The sequence below is a fragment of the Bradyrhizobium algeriense genome, assembly GCF_003062295.1.
Lineage (GTDB): Bacteria > Pseudomonadota > Alphaproteobacteria > Rhizobiales > Xanthobacteraceae > Bradyrhizobium > Bradyrhizobium algeriense.
In genome coordinates this window covers 354,165-370,193 of the sequence record NZ_PYCN01000004.1, presented here as the reverse complement: position 1 = coordinate 370,193, position 16,029 = coordinate 354,165, and the positions used below count along the sequence as shown (strand labels likewise).

The following is a 16,029-nucleotide window of genomic DNA, read 5'->3' as shown; positions in this document are numbered from 1 at the left end:
TCGCGATACGGGCGTTCCCGTTTCCTGCCTGCTCTAATATCTGTTCGAACTATGTCATGCCGGAACGCGAGGCCTTGGTGCAATCCGTGCGCGCGACTGCTCGTAAACTTCGACAACTCCGGGCATAGAAAACGTCACGGCCAGTCCAAACGGAACGCCTTCGTCGACTGTGATGCCTTGATCGGGCTCTCGTTGAACTTCGAGATTGATTGTTTGTTCGGCGCTGACGACGGGCGCTCCGTCGCCCTCCCACCGTCTGGAATAGACGGTGCCTCGTTTGCTCTGATTTTGGTCAGGTTGTCGTCTCGATCCATCAACTCGAAGCATGCCGAGTTCGTCGCCAGGCTCACAGATAATCAGGCGGATTGACCTGTAAATTTGTCTCCCGGGAAGTATCGGCGTGAACCAAGCGAGGGTGGCACTAAGAGCGTGCGGTCGCGGCAATCCGTTCACGCAGCGAGGTACAGGTACGGTGACGCTGCGTTTTTGATCCGGCTCCAAAGTGCCGACCGCCCAAAATGTCGCTCGGTCGGCTGCACATGCGACGGCTGCATCTGGATCAGCAACGCCGTACCCAAGAAAGCGTCGAATGTTGTCTTTTTGCTGAGTATGTTTGGTTGGATCGGGGGGACCTAGAACTGCTTTGATGATATCTGCGGTTTCGACAGGCCAAGCCGCGGTGTGAACAAGTAACGCTTTTAAGAGCGTCGCTCGCTGCTGCTTCGGTAGTTCGGTAAAAAGAGCGCCATATTCGCTCTCAAGCGCGTCATGGATCTGATGAGCAGTGCGGGAGGCGATCGCGGTGGCGGCGCTCGTCCCGCACGTATAGTGCTCCCAATTCTCTCGCCCGGCTTGGGGCGGTGCGGCGACCTTTATTCCGTGGGCCCGTGAAGCCGCACTCGGCACAAGTTGCAAGGACGAGCCGCTCGATAGCAGTCGAAAATGTTCGCGCGAACCCGGCAGTAGGATGTCCGGCTTTACGCTGTTGGCGAAGCCGGGCCCCAAAGCACTCGACGGATTCGAGCACACAAGAGGGTGCCACGGTTCCGATTGGCCACGAGCACCGAGTCGGTCAACGTCACTCACGGCGTCTTGATTTGCGGCTCCGATGGTCAATCCGTTGACCGTTTCTGACGGCGACAGCAGCCTGCGCTCGCCAACATGATTTCCCAACGCTCTGATCGTCGATTCTGCGCGCTGCTGAGTTGTAAGAGCCTCGAAGGCGCCGAACGTATTCAGGGCCGCGAAATGTACCGCGCCAGAATGATTGCCGGCACTCACTAGAAACAGAATGCCGAATTGGTGCGACAAACGGTCTAGCAGGCGCGCCCATGCCGACATTTTATTGTGAAATGGCTTTCGCGAATTTCCCAAAGATAGATTGATGATCAGAACGCCAGGCGCACTGGAACTTTCACCGGCACACATCGCGATCACGGCTTGATAAACGAGGTCAACGATGAGCCTATCAGGAGGAAACTGATCTTGCGCGCCCAAAAGGGGCACACAATGCACGCGGCGGCCCAATGAGGGCTGCGGAACGTTCCTATCTCCGTGCACGATCAGTGAAGCCATTGCAGTGCCGTGATGACGGTCTGCGACGGGCGTTCCGGGCTCCAAACCAAATTGGTCTTCAACGCTCAAAGTACCAGCGAGCAACGGATGTTGAGAAACCGGCACACCGTCAAGGAGTGCTAAGATGGGCTCGCGACGTTGCTGTTCCGGCAGCTCGACGATCGCCGTTTCCTCTCGCTCTGCTACATCAATTGTCGTGGCCAAACTTTGCGGGCGAATATGCATAATGGGATCGAGCCCGGCTATGCTTGACGCGGTCCTCGTCAACAAGCCCCGTGCTGCTTCGGCGGGAAGTTCCACCAACAGAGCATGGTATGCGATATTAGTGATGCGCGATTGGCTGATCACGCGTCCGCCGACACTGGCCACAAAAGTGCTAACGGCCTCTTCAGCGGTCTGTGCGATGCCGTCCGAGAAACGGAAAACCAATTCGACTTCGACCCGAATGGCTCCGGTTTGATCAAGCTGTGATGCTATCTCTCTTCTATCTTCCTCAAGAACCCGGTCTTGAGGTCCCCAAGGTCTCAGATTCTTGAGGGTATCGAACACATCGCGAAAAGCAGTGAGACCGTGCTTAGGCTTTGTTCCTCTGAGCCAATCTTTCCACATGGAAAGCATTTGGCGCAAAGCGGCGAGATCAGGGATGAGCAAATAAACAACAGGCGACTCGCTGGGGTCGTCGCCTTCTATTTCCTCTTCGTCGATGAATTCTAAGCCGGGTACACGTCGTATTGCTTTCGCAAACGACTGGACTGAACCACGTAGTTCGAAAACCAAAAGGCGCTCCGGCGCCAATGCGGATGGATCGCGACGAAGTTCAAGCGCTGCAGGATCGTTTTTCAGTACGCGCTCTAATCGGGTCCATAAAGGACCGAACGCAGCCCTCTGCCCCGCTCGCGAAAACTTCGCGGGTTTAGGTGATCCGCCGCCGTGGCCGGGATTTCGCCTTTCCTGCTCGCCGACGTTTAGTCTTAGCAGGGGCTTTGTCGGATCTATCGCCATAAATGTTCTCGGGCTTCACGCGCGCTTCCCAAGATTGAAGTTCGGAAAAAAGCGCAGAGTTAATCTCTACTTCGCCGAGACCTAAAATCTGTCTGCGTCTAACGTTTTGACAAAAATCACGAGCTTCCGCATATGAAGTCGCTCCCAATGAGGTTGCGATTTCGCTGGCAGACATTTTAGGTTGATCGGGCCAAGATGCAATGATTCGTTCGATAAAAGCAGCAACTTGTTCGGTTTGTGGAGCCGGAAAAGAGATTTTTAACTGGAATCTGCGCCAGACTGCTCTGTCGAGAAGCTCGGCATGGTTCGTCGCCGCGATCGTGAGAACGTAACTCGGTAGAGTGTCGATCTGCATCAACAAAAACGATACAACCCGCTTTATCTCGCCGGTCTCGTGATCGTCCCCACGCTCTTTTCCAACTGCGTCGAACTCGTCGAAAAACAGAACACAGGATTGCGTTCGAACGTAGTCAAACAACGCCCGCAATCGGGCGTTGGTCTCGCCAAGATAGCTTCCAATGAGTGCATCATATCGAACGACGAAGAAGGGCAAGGAAAGCGCTTCGGCTACTGATTCGGCGAATGATGTCTTGCCGTTTCCTGGCGGTCCAGACAGCAAAATCCGATGGCGAGGTTCATAACCGTGCGCCCTCAGCACCTCGGCGCGTGCATGTTCCTCTATGAGCTGGTTGCCCTCCGAACGTGCGGGCAGCGGGAGCACCAACTCATCCATGCGAATGCGGGGAGTTTGTTCAAGGATGGTATCTCTGCCGGCGGCATTCTGCGCCCTGGCCGACGTCGTCATGCTAGGAGAAGTCACCGCTACCGATTGGAGGGCGCGCTCAAGACGATCAACGAGGGTGTGATGACTCTTTGCTTTTTCGTCGGCCATCAGCGCTTCGACAGTTGAGCGCAGCATGGTCTTGTCGCCGGCGACGCCAGCGCGAACCAACGAAACAATGAGATCGCTTTTGGCCATGATTTGCAGCCTACACGTCAAATGTCGAGATTGCACCACGCAGCCGTGCACATCCCGGTCCCCGTCCCCGCTGTTCTGAGGCAGCGCAGCGCGCGACCAGCGATAGCGCCTCCCGGTTAAATTCTTGAAAATCGGATGCCATTACAGACTTCGGAATCAAGGGCGCCTTTGGCTGCGACGCGCTCATGGGGCCCGAACCGGGGCCTTGGGTCTCTGCTCGGCGGACGCCCGATCGCGACCGACCTGCCGAAAGAGGAATCTTTCTTATCAACTGGAAGTCGGGATAAACGGCCTTCCGAAGGGGCGGCTGTGTGGGACGCCAAGTGTGGGAAAGGCCGTAAATTCTCAGAAATGCTGGAAAGACTGGTGCTGCCAGACAGGATTGAACTGTCGACCTCTCCATTACCAATGGAGTGCTCTACCACTGAGCTACGGCAGCATGCCCGGTATTGGGGGAATCGGCCCAAACGGCCGCCCACTAGGCGGCCGGTTCTTGCCACAAGGGCCCCTCTGGCGCAAGCACGCGGGCGGGCCCGAAAGGGCCCAAAATCGTGAAAAACCGGTGCTGAGGATCGCGACATCAGGCAATTCGGCAAGTTTGGGCCTTACTCTGGTTCCCGATCTCGTCCTGAGCGGCCGGACTGCGGGTCGCGCAGGCCTGTCGAATATTTGTGGCGTACGCCGCCTGGTCTCCAGCTCGCTCCAATTCTCGTGATGCCCGGCCCAATCCCGGGCATGCTGCCCTCTCAAGAGTCCACGCCCTACCAGGTCTTGCGTTTTCGGATGATGTAAGGCCCATTCCTACTTTGCATGGGGTTGTTTTCGCAATTTTGAGTCCGGTGCAGCGATGCACCTGCCAGCGCATTCCGAGGAATTCGAGGGCATCGATCAGCTCGATCCGGCCTCGGTGAAAGAGCTGTTCGGCCGAATCGCCGGATGTGCCGGGCGCACGGTTGCAGTATGGATGGTCGCACCCCGCCATCTTTCGGCGACGGCGTCCCCCGACGTCGTTTCGCTCAAGGCGTGTTCGACGGACTGACGATGAAGGACAATCAGGACAGCGTTGCGGGAAAAAGCGACTCGGGTGTGAAGGATTCACGACGGGACCGGCTGAAGCTGGCGTTGCGCGAGAATCTCAAGCGGCGAAAGTCGCAGGCCCGCGGGCGCAGCGATGGCGGTGCATCTTCCGAAACCGCCGATGCCTCCCTAGATGACGCCAGCGGAGAAAAGCCGAGCCAGTAGCGCAGAGGGAAAATCCTGATCGCTCGCCGCGTTGCATGGCTCGTCTCTGCACAATTCTGTTTCTTTTTTAGGCGGCGATAATGAGTGCAGACATCACGGCCGGTCCGGCGACCGGCGCCAATTCTTTCGCGTTTCCACGTCACGAGCAGACATTCCCGACGCTGACGCCGCTTGAAATCGAGCGGATGCGCCGGTTCGGGGAGCTGCGGATCTACAAGGACGGCGAAGCCCTGTTCGAAACCGGCAAGGTAGGCCCCGGCATGTTCGTGGTGCTGTCCGGCACCGTAGCGATCACCCAGCGCGATGGCCTCGGCCATGTCACCCCGGTCATCGACCAGGGCGTGGGGCAGTTTCTGGCCGAGATCGGCCAGCTCTCCGGCCGCGTCGCGCTGGTCGACGGCCATGCCGAGGGCGACGTCGAAACGCTGCTGATTCCGCCGGATCAATTGCGCGCGCTTCTGGTCGCGGAAGCCGAACTCGGCGAGCGCATCATGCGCGCGCTGATCCTGCGCCGGGTCAGCCTGATCCAGGGCGGCGTCGGCGGGCCGGTGCTGATCGGACCGAGCTCGCTCGGCGACACGGCGCGGTTGCAGAACTTCCTGGTGCGCAACGGCCAGCCGCACCACGTGCTCGATCCCGCAACCGACAAGGACGCCGCCGACCTCATCGCGCGCTATTTGCCCTCGCGCGCCGATCTGCCGCTGGTGGTGTGCCCCGACGGCACCGTGCTGCGCAATCCGTCTGAGACGTCGCTGGCGCTGGCGGTGGGGATGATCACCAACCAGGCGCATGAGAAGCTCTACGACGTGGCCGTCGTCGGCAGCGGTCCCGCCGGTCTCGCCACCGCGGTCTATGCCGCGTCCGAAGGATTGTCGGTCGCGGTGTTCGATGCGCGGGCCTTCGGCGGCCAGGCCGGCGCCAGCGCGCGCATTGAAAACTATCTGGGATTTCCGACCGGCATTTCCGGGCAGGCGCTCACCGGTCGCGCCTACACCCAGGCGCAAAAATTCGGCGCGGACATGCTGATTCCGGTTTGTGTCAGGTCGCTGGATTGTTCGCAGCGCGACGGCGTGTTTGCGCTGGCGACCGAATGCGGGCAGTCGTTGCGCGCCAAATCCATCGTGGTGGCGAGCGGGGCGCGTTACCGGCGGCCCGAGATCGAGAATCTCGAGAAATTCGAAGGCCGCGGCGTCTGGTACTGGGCCTCGCCGATCGAGGCCAAACTGTGCGTCGGCCAGGACGTCGTATTGGTCGGCGGCGGCAATTCCGCAGGCCAGGCCGCGGTGTTTCTGTCCGGCCATGCGCGCAAGGTCCATATGATCATCCGCGGCGGCGGGCTGGGGGCCAGCATGTCGCGCTATCTGATCGAACGCATCGAGGCGGCCCCCAATATCGAACTGATCTTCAACGCCGAGGTGGTTGCGGTCGAGGGCAGCGAGGATGGCTCGCTCGAACGCGTGCGCTGGAAGAGCCGGCTGGCGCCCGAACAGCACCATTTCGATGTCCGGAGCCTGTTTCTGTTCGTCGGCGCCGACCCGGCGACCCATTGGCTGAACGGCTGCGGCGTAACGCTCGACCGCGCGGGTTTTGTGGTGACGGGGGCGCAGTCCGAGCAGAATCTCGGCCGCCCGGTGCCGACGCTGGAAACCTCGGTGCCCGGCGTGTTCGCAGTCGGCGACGTGCGCGCCGGCTCGGTCAAACGCGTCGGCGGCGCGATCGGCGAGGGCGCGCAGGTGGTGGCCGCGCTGCACGGCTATCTCGCCGACGCCGTGAAACCGTCGCTATGATGCAGCGTATGGGCGGCCGCCAATACGCCGATACGCCAATACGTCAAGACACGCGAGGTATGAAGCGGTGACGAAAAAGGGCTGCAACCATATCGCCGGCATTCAAACGGTCACGCCGAGCGCGCTCGGTTGCGAGGAGTGCCTGAAAAGCGGAAGCGAGTGGCTGCATCTGCGGATCTGCCGTACCTGCGGCCATGTCGGCTGCTGCGACGATTCGCCGAACAAGCACGCCACCGCGCACTTTCACGCCACCGGCCATCCCGTGATCGAAGGCTACGATCCGCCGGAAGGCTGGGGCTGGTGCTATGTCGACGAAGTGCTGTTCGACCTGTCGCACCGCAAGACGCCGCACGACGGTCCAATCCCGCGCTACTATTAGATTCAATTCCTCCGCGCCTTCACTGCTGGCATTTATGACAGGTATGCAAATATTTCGTGCATCATACCACTTTGGTTGATGCGTCATTCATGCGCGCACATGCCTGCAATGCCGCCGCCGCACGCGATGCGTGTGGAAATTCTCCGCGCCGCGTCGTAACCTTTAGAAGGTTTCCAATGCAGGGGGCGCATCATGATACTGGGTATGAGTGTGGCGACGTTCGTGATGGTCCATGTGGTCATCAGCTTGATCGCAATCGTCGCGGGCCTGATTGTGATGTTCGGAATGCTCGGCTCGAGGTCTCAGCCGGGTCTCACCGCGATCTTCCTGCTGTTCACCATCCTGACCAGCGCCACAGGCTTTGTGATTCCGCCTCTGTTGTTCGAAAAGCTGCTGCCGTCGCACCTGTTCGGCATCCTCTCCTTTATCCTGCTCGCGATTGCCTGCATCGCGCTGTACGGCATGAAGCTCGCCGGCGCGTGGCGCTGGATCTATGTGGTCACCGCCTTGGCCTCGCTTTATCTCAATGTGTTCGTGCTGGTGGTTCAGAGCTTCCTCAAGATACCCGCGCTGACGGCGCTGGCGCCGGGTAACCCGCCCGCGGGGCCGGTATTCGCAGTGGCCCAGGGCATCGTGCTGGTGTTTTTCGCCGTCATGATCATCGGCGTGTGGCGGCGCTTCCGCCCCGCGTGACCAGACTCCATCGAATATCACCTGCCGTCCGGCGAACAGCCGTTCGCCGGAACCGTGTGCCGTTGACTGCAACCAAGCAAGAGGAGAATTCCCATGCCCATCATCACCACCAAAGACGGCGTCGATATCTTCTACAAGGACTGGGGCAAGGGTCAGCCCATTGTGTTCAGCCACGGCTGGCCGCTCTCGGCCGACGACTGGGACACGCAGATGATCTTCTTCGTCAACAACGGCTTCCGCGTCATCGCGCATGACCGCCGCGGCCATGGCCGGTCCAGCCAGGTGGCCGACGGCCACGACATGGATCATTATGCGGATGATCTCGCGGCCGTGACGGCGCATCTCGACCTGAAGAACGCCGTTCACGTCGGTCATTCCACCGGCGGCGGCGAGGTGGTGCACTATATCGCCCGCCACGGCGAGAGCCGGGTGGCGAAGGCGGCGATCCTCAGCGCTGTGCCGCCGCTGATGGTGCAGACCCCGGCCAATCCCGGCGGATTGCCCAAATCGGTGTTCGACGACCTGCAGGCGCAGCTTGCCGCCAACCGCTCGGAATTCTATCGCGCGCTGCCGTCGGGTCCGTTCTATGGCTACAACCGGCCGGGCGCCAAGCCCTCGGAAGCGATCATCCAGAACTGGTGGCGCCAGGGCATGATGGGCGGCGCCAAGGCGCATTACGACGGCATCGTCGCCTTCTCGCAGACCGACTTCACCGAAGACCTCAAGAAGATCACCGTGCCGGTGCTGGTGATGCATGGCGACGACGACCAGATCGTTCCTTACGAGGACTCCGCGCCATTGTCGGCAAAGCTTCTGAAGAACGGCACGCTGAAGACCTACAAGGGCTTTCCGCACGGCATGCCGACCACCGAGGCGGCCACCATCAACGCCGACCTGTTAGCGTTCATCAAGGGATGAGCGGAGCTCACCCTGACATGAAGGCGATTTTGTTTGGCGCCACCGGCATGGTCGGGCAGGGCGTGCTCCGCGAATGCCTGATCGATGCCGGCGTCACAGAAGTGCTCGCGGTCGGGCGCAGTCCGACCGGCGTGCAGCACGCCAAGCTGCATGAAGTCCTGCACGACAATTTCACGGATTTCTCCGCGATCGAATCGCAGCTTGCGGGATACGACGCCTGCTTCTTCTGCCTCGGCGTCTCCTCGATCGGTATGGACGCGGAGCGTTACCGGCACTTGACCTACGACGTCACCATGGCAGCGGCAACGACGCTGGCGCGGCTCAACCCCGGCATGGTGTTCACCTACGTCACCGGCCGCGGCACGGACTCAACCGAGCAGGGCCCGTTGCGATGGGCGCGGGTCAAGGGCAAGACCGAGAACGATCTCTTGAAGCTGCCGTTCAAGGCGGCGTACATGTTCCGGCCATCCGGCATCCAGCCGCTGCACGGCGTCCGATCGAAGACCGGATGGATCAACGTGGTCTACGCCGTCACCGCGCCGCTGTTGTCCTGGATGGTACGAGCGACGCCGAACCACATGACGACGAGCGAACAGCTCGGCCGCGCCATGATCAAGGTGGCGCGCGATGGGTATCCGAAGCCGATACTGGAGAGCGCTGATATCAACGCGATCTAGTCTTGTCATTCCGGGCTAGCCCGCTGGTTGAGCTTTGATGTGCAATTGCACATCAGAGAATCCATTTCGCGTTGAGCGTATTCTCTGATGTTGCAATTGCACACCATAGTTCGCGCTTCGGCGCTCTGTAATGATGGAACCCCATCAAATCGCCGCAAATCTCGCGGCTTTTGCCATGGACGCGCGAGGCTCCATAAATCGCGCGCATCGCAAGGGAGGTGGGCATGGACCGCATTCGTATCGTCGGCGGCAGCAAGCTCAACGGCACCATCGCGATTTCGGGCGCGAAGAACGCAGCCCTGCCGCTGATGATCGCAGCGCTGCTCACGGAGGAAACGCTTATCCTCGACAATGTGCCGCGGCTCGCCGACGTCGCGCAGTTGCAGCGCATCCTCGGCAACCACGGCGTCGACATCATGTCCGCCGGCAAGCGGCCCGGCGACCACCAATATCAGGGCCAGACCCTGCACATCTCGGCAGCCAACATCATCGACACCACGGCGCCTTACGACCTGGTGTCGCGGATGCGCGCCAGCTTCTGGGTGATCGCGCCGCTTTTGGCGCGGATGCGCGAGGCAAAAGTCTCGCTGCCGGGCGGCTGCGCCATCGGCACGCGGCCGGTTGACCTTCTGATTATGGCGCTCGAAAAACTCGGCGCCGAGCTCACCATCGACGGCGGCTACGTGGTCGCGAAGGCGCCCGGCGGCCTGCGCGGCGCGGGAATCGATTTCCCCAAGGTGACGGTGAGCGGCACCCATGTAGCCCTGATGGCGGCGACGCTTGCGAAGGGCACGACCATCATCACCAACGCGGCTTGCGAACCTGAAATCGCAGATGTCGCCGATTGCCTGAACAAGATGGGCGCGCGCATCACCGGCGCCGGCACGCCGCGGATCGTGGTCGAGGGCATCGAGAAGCTGCACGGCGCGCGGCATACCGTATTGCCTGACCGGATCGAGGCCGGCACCTATGCGATGGCCGTCGCCATGACCGGCGGCGACGTGCAGCTTTCCGGCGCCCGTCCCGAGCTGCTGCAGTCGGCGCTCGACGTGCTGACAGAGGCAGGTGCCCTCATCACCGTCAACAATGACGGTATCCGGGTTGCCCGAAACGGCGCCGGGATCCGGCCGGTGACGGTGTCGACCGCGCCGTTCCCGGGTTTCCCGACCGACCTGCAGGCGCAATTGATGGCGCTGATGGCCTGCGCCGGCGGTTCCTCGCGGATCACCGAGACGATTTTCGAGAACCGTTTCATGCATGTCCAGGAACTGGCGCGGTTCGGCGCGCGTATATCACTGGATGGCGAAACCGCGACCATCGACGGCACCGCAAAACTGCGCGGCGCGCCCGTGATGGCGACGGACCTGCGGGCGTCTGTGTCGCTGGTCATCGCAGGGCTTGCCGCCGAGGGCGAAACCATGGTCAATCGTATCTATCATCTGGATCGCGGTTTCGAACGGCTTGAGGAAAAACTCTCGGCGTGCGGCGCGTCGATCCAGCGCATCAGCGACTAACGCGCGTATCCCGCAAAAGCATGTCCTCGGACTTGATCCGGGGATGGGTGCCGGTTTGGCGATCAGGATACGCGCAAAATAAAGGTAGGGATTCCTGGGAATGTCGGCACCCGAACAGCTCAAATTGATTGCGCTCGATGCCGATGATCTCGCCGTCATATCGGCCCATGTGCAGGACGCCCGAGTCCAGGCGTCCGACATCGTCTGGCGGCAGGACGAAAAGCGGCTGGTGGTCGGCATCGACCGGCTGGACTGGGAGCAGACGCTGTCCGGCGGAACCGAGCCGCGCCGTTCGATCGCGGCGCTGCGCTTCGACCGCGTTCTGGCCTGCAAGTCGCGCAACATCGATCTGGCGCAGCCGAGAGCGGTGCTGGAACTGGTCGGGATCGAATTCCACCCCGGCGAAGCCCCCGGCGGCAGCGCGCTTCTCTTGTTCAGCCACGGCGAGGCGCTGCGGCTGGACGTCGAATGCCTGGAGTGCGAGCTGACCGACCTCGGCACCAGCGACCTCGGCACCAGCGACCTCGCCATGGCCCCCCTGGGGCCGGAGGGGTAGGGGGACCCCTCTCTATCGTCGTCCCCGCGGACGCGGGGACCCATAACCACGAATGTAGGCCGTGAAGCGGATTGCCGCCCCAGCGTGGCCCAATTTGGACTTCGGTGGTTATGGGTCCCGGCTCGCGCTTCGCTTGGCCGGGACGACGGGGAGGGTTGACGGCCCTTGGCCGCCGCGCCATTGAGCAGGGGCCTTCGCTGTCTCTCAGAAAGCCGCCATGCCCGTTCGCCTGGATACCAGCAGCGCCGATTTCGACCCACGCTTCAAGCAATTCCTCGCCGCCAAGCGCGAGGTTTCGGCCGATGTCGAGCGCGCCACCCGCGCCATTGTCGATGACGTGGCCGCGCGCGGTGACGCGGCCCTGCTCGAGGCGACCAGGAAATTCGACCGGCTCGACATCGACGCCGCCGGCCTGCGCGTGACCGCGGCCGAGGTCGATGCCGCGCTCACGGCTTGCGACGCCGCAACCGTCGATGCCCTGAAATTCGCCCGCGACCGGATCGAATTGTTCCACCAGCGGCAATTGCCGAAGGACGAGCGCTTCACGGATGCGCTCGGCGTCGAACTCGGCTGGCGCTGGAGCGCGGTCGATGCGGTTGGCCTCTATGTGCCCGGCGGCACGGCGGCCTATCCGTCGTCGGTGCTGATGAATGCGGTGCCGGCCAGGGTTGCCGGCGTGCCGCGGGTCGTCATGGTGGTGCCCTCGCCCGACGGCAAGCTCAATCCGCTGGTGCTGGCGGCCGCCCACCTTGGCGGCGTCTCCGAGATCTATCGCGTCGGCGGCGCCCAGGCGGTGGCGGCGCTCGCCTATGGCACCGCGACGATCGCGCCGGTGGCGAAAATCGTCGGCCCCGGCAATGCCTATGTCGCCGCCGCCAAGCGGCAGGTGTTCGGCAAGGTCGGCATCGACATGATCGCCGGTCCCTCGGAGGTGCTCGTGATTGCCGACGACACGGGAAACGCCGGCTGGATCGCCGCCGACCTGTTGGCGCAGGCCGAACATGATGCGAGCGCGCAGTCGATCCTGATCACGGACAGCGCGGCGTTGGCCACTGAGGTCGAACGCGCGGTGCAATCGCAACTCGCCACGCTGCCCCGCGCCGACATCGCGCGGACCTCGTGGAACGATTTCGGCGCCATCATCATGGTCAAACAGCTCGACGAGGCGGTGGAGCTTGCGAATGCCATCGCCGCCGAACATCTGGAAATCATGACCGCGGATGCGGAAGGCTTGTCAGCAAAAGTCCGCAATGCCGGCGCGATCTTCCTCGGGCCCCATACGCCGGAGGCGATCGGCGATTACGTCGGCGGCTCCAACCACGTGCTGCCGACGGCGCGTTCGGCGCGGTTTTCGTCGGGGCTCGGCGTGCTAGACTTCATGAAGCGCACCTCGATTCTCAAATGCGGGCCGGACCAGTTGCGCGCGCTGGGGCCTGCCGCGATGACCTTGGGCAAGGCCGAGGGTTTGGACGCCCATTCACGCTCCGTCGGATTGCGCCTCAATTTGCCATGAACAAGCCGCCACCAGACGATGACCAGCACAACCGCATCGTCGCGGTGACGCTCGACGAGGAATCGATCGGGCGTTCCGGGCCCGATATTGAGCATGAGCGGGCGATTGCGATCTACGATCTGATCGAGCAGAACCTGTTCGCGCCGGAAGGGGCGGGCGAGGGCCCGTTCACGCTGCACCTCGCGATTACCGGCAACCGCCTGATGTTCGACATCCGCCGCGAGGACGGCACGCCGGTGGTCGCGCATTTGCTGTCGCTGACGCCATTCCGCCGGATCGTGAAGGATTATTTCATGATCTGCGACAGCTACTACCAGGCGATCCGCACGGCTACCACGGACAAGATCGAGGCGATCGACATGGGCCGCCGCGGCATCCATGACGAAGGCTCGCGCACGCTGCAGGAGCGGCTGAAGGGCAAGGTGCGGATCGATTTCGAAACGTCCCGGCGGCTGTTCACGCTGATCTGTGTACTGCACTGGAAGGGGCAGGACGCATGACCCCGAAAAGTGCGAAGCGGTTTTCGGACAAGGTCATGCGTAAGAAGGCAGGCATGACCACCTTTGCCGCAAGGATTTCGTGACGCATGGATGCGCCCCGCGCGCGCAACCCGCAGGCCGTGCTGTTCGCATGCGGGCTAAACAGCGTGCGTTCGCCGATGGCGGCGAGCCTGCTGCAGCAGATGTTTCCGCAGGCGCTCTACGTGAAATCCGCCGGCGTCAGGAAGGGCGAGCTTGATCCGTTCGCCGTCGCCGTGATGGCCGAGCTCGGCCAGGATATTTCCGGCCACAAGCCTACGACGTTCGAGGAGCTCGAGGACTGGGAAGGGCTCAATTTCGATCTCATCATCACGCTGTCGCCGGAAGCCCATCACAAGGCGCTGGAGCTGACGCGCACCATGGCCGCCGATGTCGAATACTGGCCGACGCCGGACCCGACCGGCATGGAAGGCAACCGCGAGCAGAAGCTCGCCGCCTATCGCGAAGTCTGCGACGGCCTGTCGATGCGCATCCGCCGCCGGTTTGCCAAGGCCGGCGCGGCGAGCGGGTAGCTTCCCGTCGTTCCTGCGAACGCAGGAACCCCTGGCGTGAGCGCAATTGCGCTCACCGCGGCGCCGCGGCCGTGCGACTTTAGGAAGTGCCAGTCGCCGATTGTCGTTTCAATGACATCGGCCTGTGGTTATGGGTCCCAGCGCCCGTGCGCGATTGCGCACTAGGCAGGAACGACGAAAGATTCGTAATGACAACAAGCACTTGTTCCCCGGTTGTGGAATGGAGCGCCATCCGATAGGTTCCGCGCGCGCATCCCATCCGAATCCAATCCCCGACACATCCCGCATGCTTGGCCGCCCCAAAATCGTTCTCGCTTCCGGTTCGCCGCGACGGCTCAGCCTGCTCAACCAGGCCGGCATCGAGCCCGACGCGCTGCGCCCGGCCGATGTCGACGAGACCCCGAAGCGGGGCGAGCTGCCGCGCGCCTGCGCCAACCGCCTGGCGCGCGCCAAGGCCGACGCTGCGCTGAAATCCGTCCAGCTCGACGACGAACTGCGCGGCTCCTTCATCCTCGCCGCCGATACGGTGGTCGCGGTCGGTCGCCGCATTCTCCCGAAGGCCAATCTGGTGGATGAGGCCGCGCAATGCCTGCGGCTGCTGTCGGGGCGCAATCACCGCGTCTACACAGCCATTTGCCTGGTGACGCCGAAGGAGGCGTTCCGCCAGCGCCTGATCGAAACCCGCGTGCGCTTCAAGCGCTTAAGCGAGGACGACATCCAGGCCTATATCGGCTCCGGCGAATGGCGCGGCAAAGCCGGCGGCTACGCCGTGCAGGGCATCGCCGGATCGTTCGTGGTCAAGATGGTCGGCTCCTACACCAATGTCGTCGGCCTGCCGCTCTACGAATCGGTCACGCTGTTGGGCGGCGAGGGCTTCCCGATCCGCTTCGGCTGGCTCAATGCCAGCTAAGCCGCCCGCCGAAGCCGGGGAATCGAAGGGCGGATCGAAGCCCTGCCCGGAATGCGGTAAGCCGGCGAGCCCGGCCACGGCGCCGTTTTGCTCCCCGCGCTGCCGGGATGTCGACCTGAACCGCTGGCTATCGGGCAAGTACGTCATCCCCGGCCGCGAGACGGACCCCGAAGACGCCGAATAGCCGAGTTTTCCCAACAATTTGTGGATGGGTACGAAGCCGGGCCGCGCCCAGCGAAGCCGAAGGCGAAGCTGGGTGGACATGACCGTCCGACCTCTCTATAAACCGCCCGCTCGCCCGGCCTTTGGGCTCGCGGGTATGCCCAGGTAGCTCAGTTGGTAGAGCATGCGACTGAAAATCGCAGTGTCGGTGGTTCGATCCCGCCCCTGGGCACCATGCCATTCGCCTAAGCGATTGCGCCGCGGGCTGTTTCTGACGCAACTCCCCCAGCTTTGATGAACGGTGCGCGCCATCTGCGTTTAATCGCCGTGACAAATCGTTCATCGACCCGAATCGGACAGGCGATGCGCGCCGCATGTACCAGGCGCGATGTATCAGGATCCGTCCGGCTGCGCTGAGAGATCAGCGTCCCAACCTTTTCCTGGTCGAGCGAAGGATATCGTCCGATAGCTTGGGATCGCTCACGGCGCGGGCGAGCACGAGCGCCCCGACCAGAGAGGCGAGGGTCGCGAGCGCCTCCTCATCGCGCTGGCGTTGCTTGATACCGGAGCCCATTCGGCCACTCAGCCAGCCGGCCATGCCCCTCAATCCGGCTGTGAACCGCTCGCGCGCGCCCTGGCTTTGGCGCGGCATCTCGCAACACAAAGCAGCAAAGGGGCAGCCGCTTCCCGGCTGGTCGCGGTGCGCCGCCGAGAGGTATTCTGAAACGTAGCCGCCGAGAGTCGACCCCTCGCGCAGTTCCTGCCCTTTGGCGGCTATCGCGTCGGCGACCGCTTCTTCGATAAGCCGCTCCTTGGACCCAAACTGACTGTAGAGGCTGCCGTGGGTCATCCCGGCCGCTTCGGTCAGCGTGTCAACGCCCACATCGGAGATGCCACGTTCGCGCATGAGGCGCGACGCAGCCTTGAGAATTCGGTCGCGGTTTTCGGCCGCCTTTTCCCTGGAAACGCGCATACCGCCGATCTTAAAAGCCCGCGGCGGGGCTTGACAAGTATAATTACGATCGTCATCTTAATTAATAATTACGATCGTAACTAAAATATTGGAACCAA

General features: G+C 62.3%; 17 protein-coding genes and 2 tRNA genes. 15 read left to right on the top strand and 4 right to left on the bottom strand.

Annotated elements, in window-relative coordinates; all coding sequences use genetic code 11:
- Positions 1-54: 54 nt before the first annotated feature.
- From C7G61_RS12765 to C7G61_RS12755, 3 genes are all read right to left on the bottom strand, one after another.
- On the bottom strand, positions 55-2,577 hold the full coding sequence (locus C7G61_RS12765; RefSeq protein WP_108514427.1) for a S8 family peptidase: 2,523 nt from the start codon (positions 2,575-2,577) through the stop codon (positions 55-57).
- Complete coding sequence (locus tag C7G61_RS12760; protein WP_190241781.1) at positions 2,489-3,556, bottom strand: AAA family ATPase; 1,068 nt, start codon at positions 3,554-3,556, stop codon at positions 2,489-2,491. The genes C7G61_RS12765 and C7G61_RS12760 overlap by 89 nt, the downstream gene beginning before the upstream one ends.
- Positions 3,557-3,920: 364 nt before the next feature.
- Positions 3,921-3,995 (bottom strand) — tRNA-Thr (locus C7G61_RS12755).
- 408 nt (positions 3,996-4,403) lie between these two features.
- Between C7G61_RS12755 and C7G61_RS12750 the strand changes: the two genes are divergently transcribed.
- The 15 genes from C7G61_RS12750 (at position 4,404) to C7G61_RS12680 (ending at position 15,193) form a co-directional block, all read left to right on the top strand.
- Positions 4,404-4,595 carry a hypothetical protein gene (locus C7G61_RS12750; protein ID WP_108514426.1) on the top strand — a complete coding sequence of 64 codons (192 nt, stop codon included), beginning with the start codon at positions 4,404-4,406 and terminating at the stop codon, positions 4,593-4,595.
- Positions 4,580-4,798 carry a hypothetical protein gene (locus C7G61_RS12745; protein WP_420836756.1) on the top strand — a complete coding sequence of 73 codons (219 nt, stop codon included), beginning with the start codon at positions 4,580-4,582 and terminating at the stop codon, positions 4,796-4,798. The genes C7G61_RS12750 and C7G61_RS12745 overlap by 16 nt, the downstream gene beginning before the upstream one ends.
- An 80-nt stretch (positions 4,799-4,878) precedes the next feature.
- A complete protein-coding gene (locus C7G61_RS12740; RefSeq protein WP_108514424.1) occupies positions 4,879-6,585 on the top strand; it encodes an FAD-dependent oxidoreductase in 1,707 nt (568 codons plus the stop codon).
- A 67-nt stretch (positions 6,586-6,652) separates the two neighbouring features.
- Positions 6,653-6,964 (top strand): UBP-type zinc finger domain-containing protein, encoded by a 312-nt coding sequence (locus tag C7G61_RS12735; RefSeq protein WP_108514423.1) that lies wholly within the window; start codon positions 6,653-6,655, stop codon positions 6,962-6,964.
- A gap of 192 nt (positions 6,965-7,156) precedes the next feature.
- Positions 7,157-7,657: a hypothetical protein gene (locus tag C7G61_RS12730; protein WP_108514422.1), complete on the top strand. Its 501-nt coding sequence runs from the start codon at positions 7,157-7,159 to the stop codon at positions 7,655-7,657.
- Between the two features lie 93 nt (positions 7,658-7,750).
- Positions 7,751-8,575: an alpha/beta fold hydrolase gene (locus C7G61_RS12725; RefSeq protein ID WP_108514421.1), complete on the top strand. Its 825-nt coding sequence runs from the start codon at positions 7,751-7,753 to the stop codon at positions 8,573-8,575.
- Between the two features lie 17 nt (positions 8,576-8,592).
- A complete protein-coding gene (locus C7G61_RS12720; protein ID WP_108514420.1) occupies positions 8,593-9,252 on the top strand; it encodes an NAD(P)H-binding protein in 660 nt (219 codons plus the stop codon).
- A 224-nt stretch (positions 9,253-9,476) separates the two neighbouring features.
- Positions 9,477-10,766 (top strand): UDP-N-acetylglucosamine 1-carboxyvinyltransferase, encoded by a 1,290-nt coding sequence (murA, locus tag C7G61_RS12715; RefSeq protein ID WP_108514419.1) that lies wholly within the window; start codon positions 9,477-9,479, stop codon positions 10,764-10,766.
- A 100-nt stretch (positions 10,767-10,866) separates the two neighbouring features.
- Complete coding sequence (locus C7G61_RS12710) at positions 10,867-11,322, top strand: DUF2948 family protein (RefSeq protein WP_108514418.1); 456 nt, start codon at positions 10,867-10,869, stop codon at positions 11,320-11,322.
- Between the two features lie 217 nt (positions 11,323-11,539).
- Positions 11,540-12,835 (top strand): histidinol dehydrogenase, encoded by a 1,296-nt coding sequence (gene hisD, locus C7G61_RS12705; RefSeq protein ID WP_108514417.1) that lies wholly within the window; start codon positions 11,540-11,542, stop codon positions 12,833-12,835.
- On the top strand, positions 12,832-13,335 hold the full coding sequence (locus tag C7G61_RS12700) for a UPF0262 family protein (protein WP_108514416.1): 504 nt from the start codon (positions 12,832-12,834) through the stop codon (positions 13,333-13,335). Before hisD ends, C7G61_RS12700 begins: the two co-directional genes overlap by 4 nt.
- Before the next feature lie 86 nt (positions 13,336-13,421).
- Positions 13,422-13,886, top strand: coding sequence for an arsenate-mycothiol transferase ArsC (locus C7G61_RS12695; RefSeq protein WP_108514415.1), 465 nt, complete (start codon positions 13,422-13,424; stop codon positions 13,884-13,886).
- 286 nt (positions 13,887-14,172) lie between these two features.
- The gene (locus C7G61_RS12690) at positions 14,173-14,796 is read left to right on the top strand and encodes a Maf-like protein (RefSeq protein WP_108514414.1); all 624 of its coding nucleotides are present in this window, start codon (positions 14,173-14,175) and stop codon (positions 14,794-14,796) included.
- Positions 14,786-14,980 carry a DNA gyrase inhibitor YacG gene (gene yacG / locus C7G61_RS12685; RefSeq protein WP_108514413.1) on the top strand — a complete coding sequence of 65 codons (195 nt, stop codon included), beginning with the start codon at positions 14,786-14,788 and terminating at the stop codon, positions 14,978-14,980. Before C7G61_RS12690 ends, yacG begins: the two co-directional genes overlap by 11 nt.
- A 137-nt stretch (positions 14,981-15,117) precedes the next feature.
- Positions 15,118-15,193: transfer RNA gene (locus tag C7G61_RS12680), tRNA-Phe, on the top strand.
- Positions 15,194-15,379: 186 nt separating this feature from the next.
- Here C7G61_RS12680 and C7G61_RS12675 read toward each other — a convergent pair.
- A complete protein-coding gene (locus tag C7G61_RS12675; protein WP_108514412.1) occupies positions 15,380-15,931 on the bottom strand; it encodes a TetR/AcrR family transcriptional regulator in 552 nt (183 codons plus the stop codon).
- Positions 15,932-16,029 lie beyond the last annotated feature (98 nt).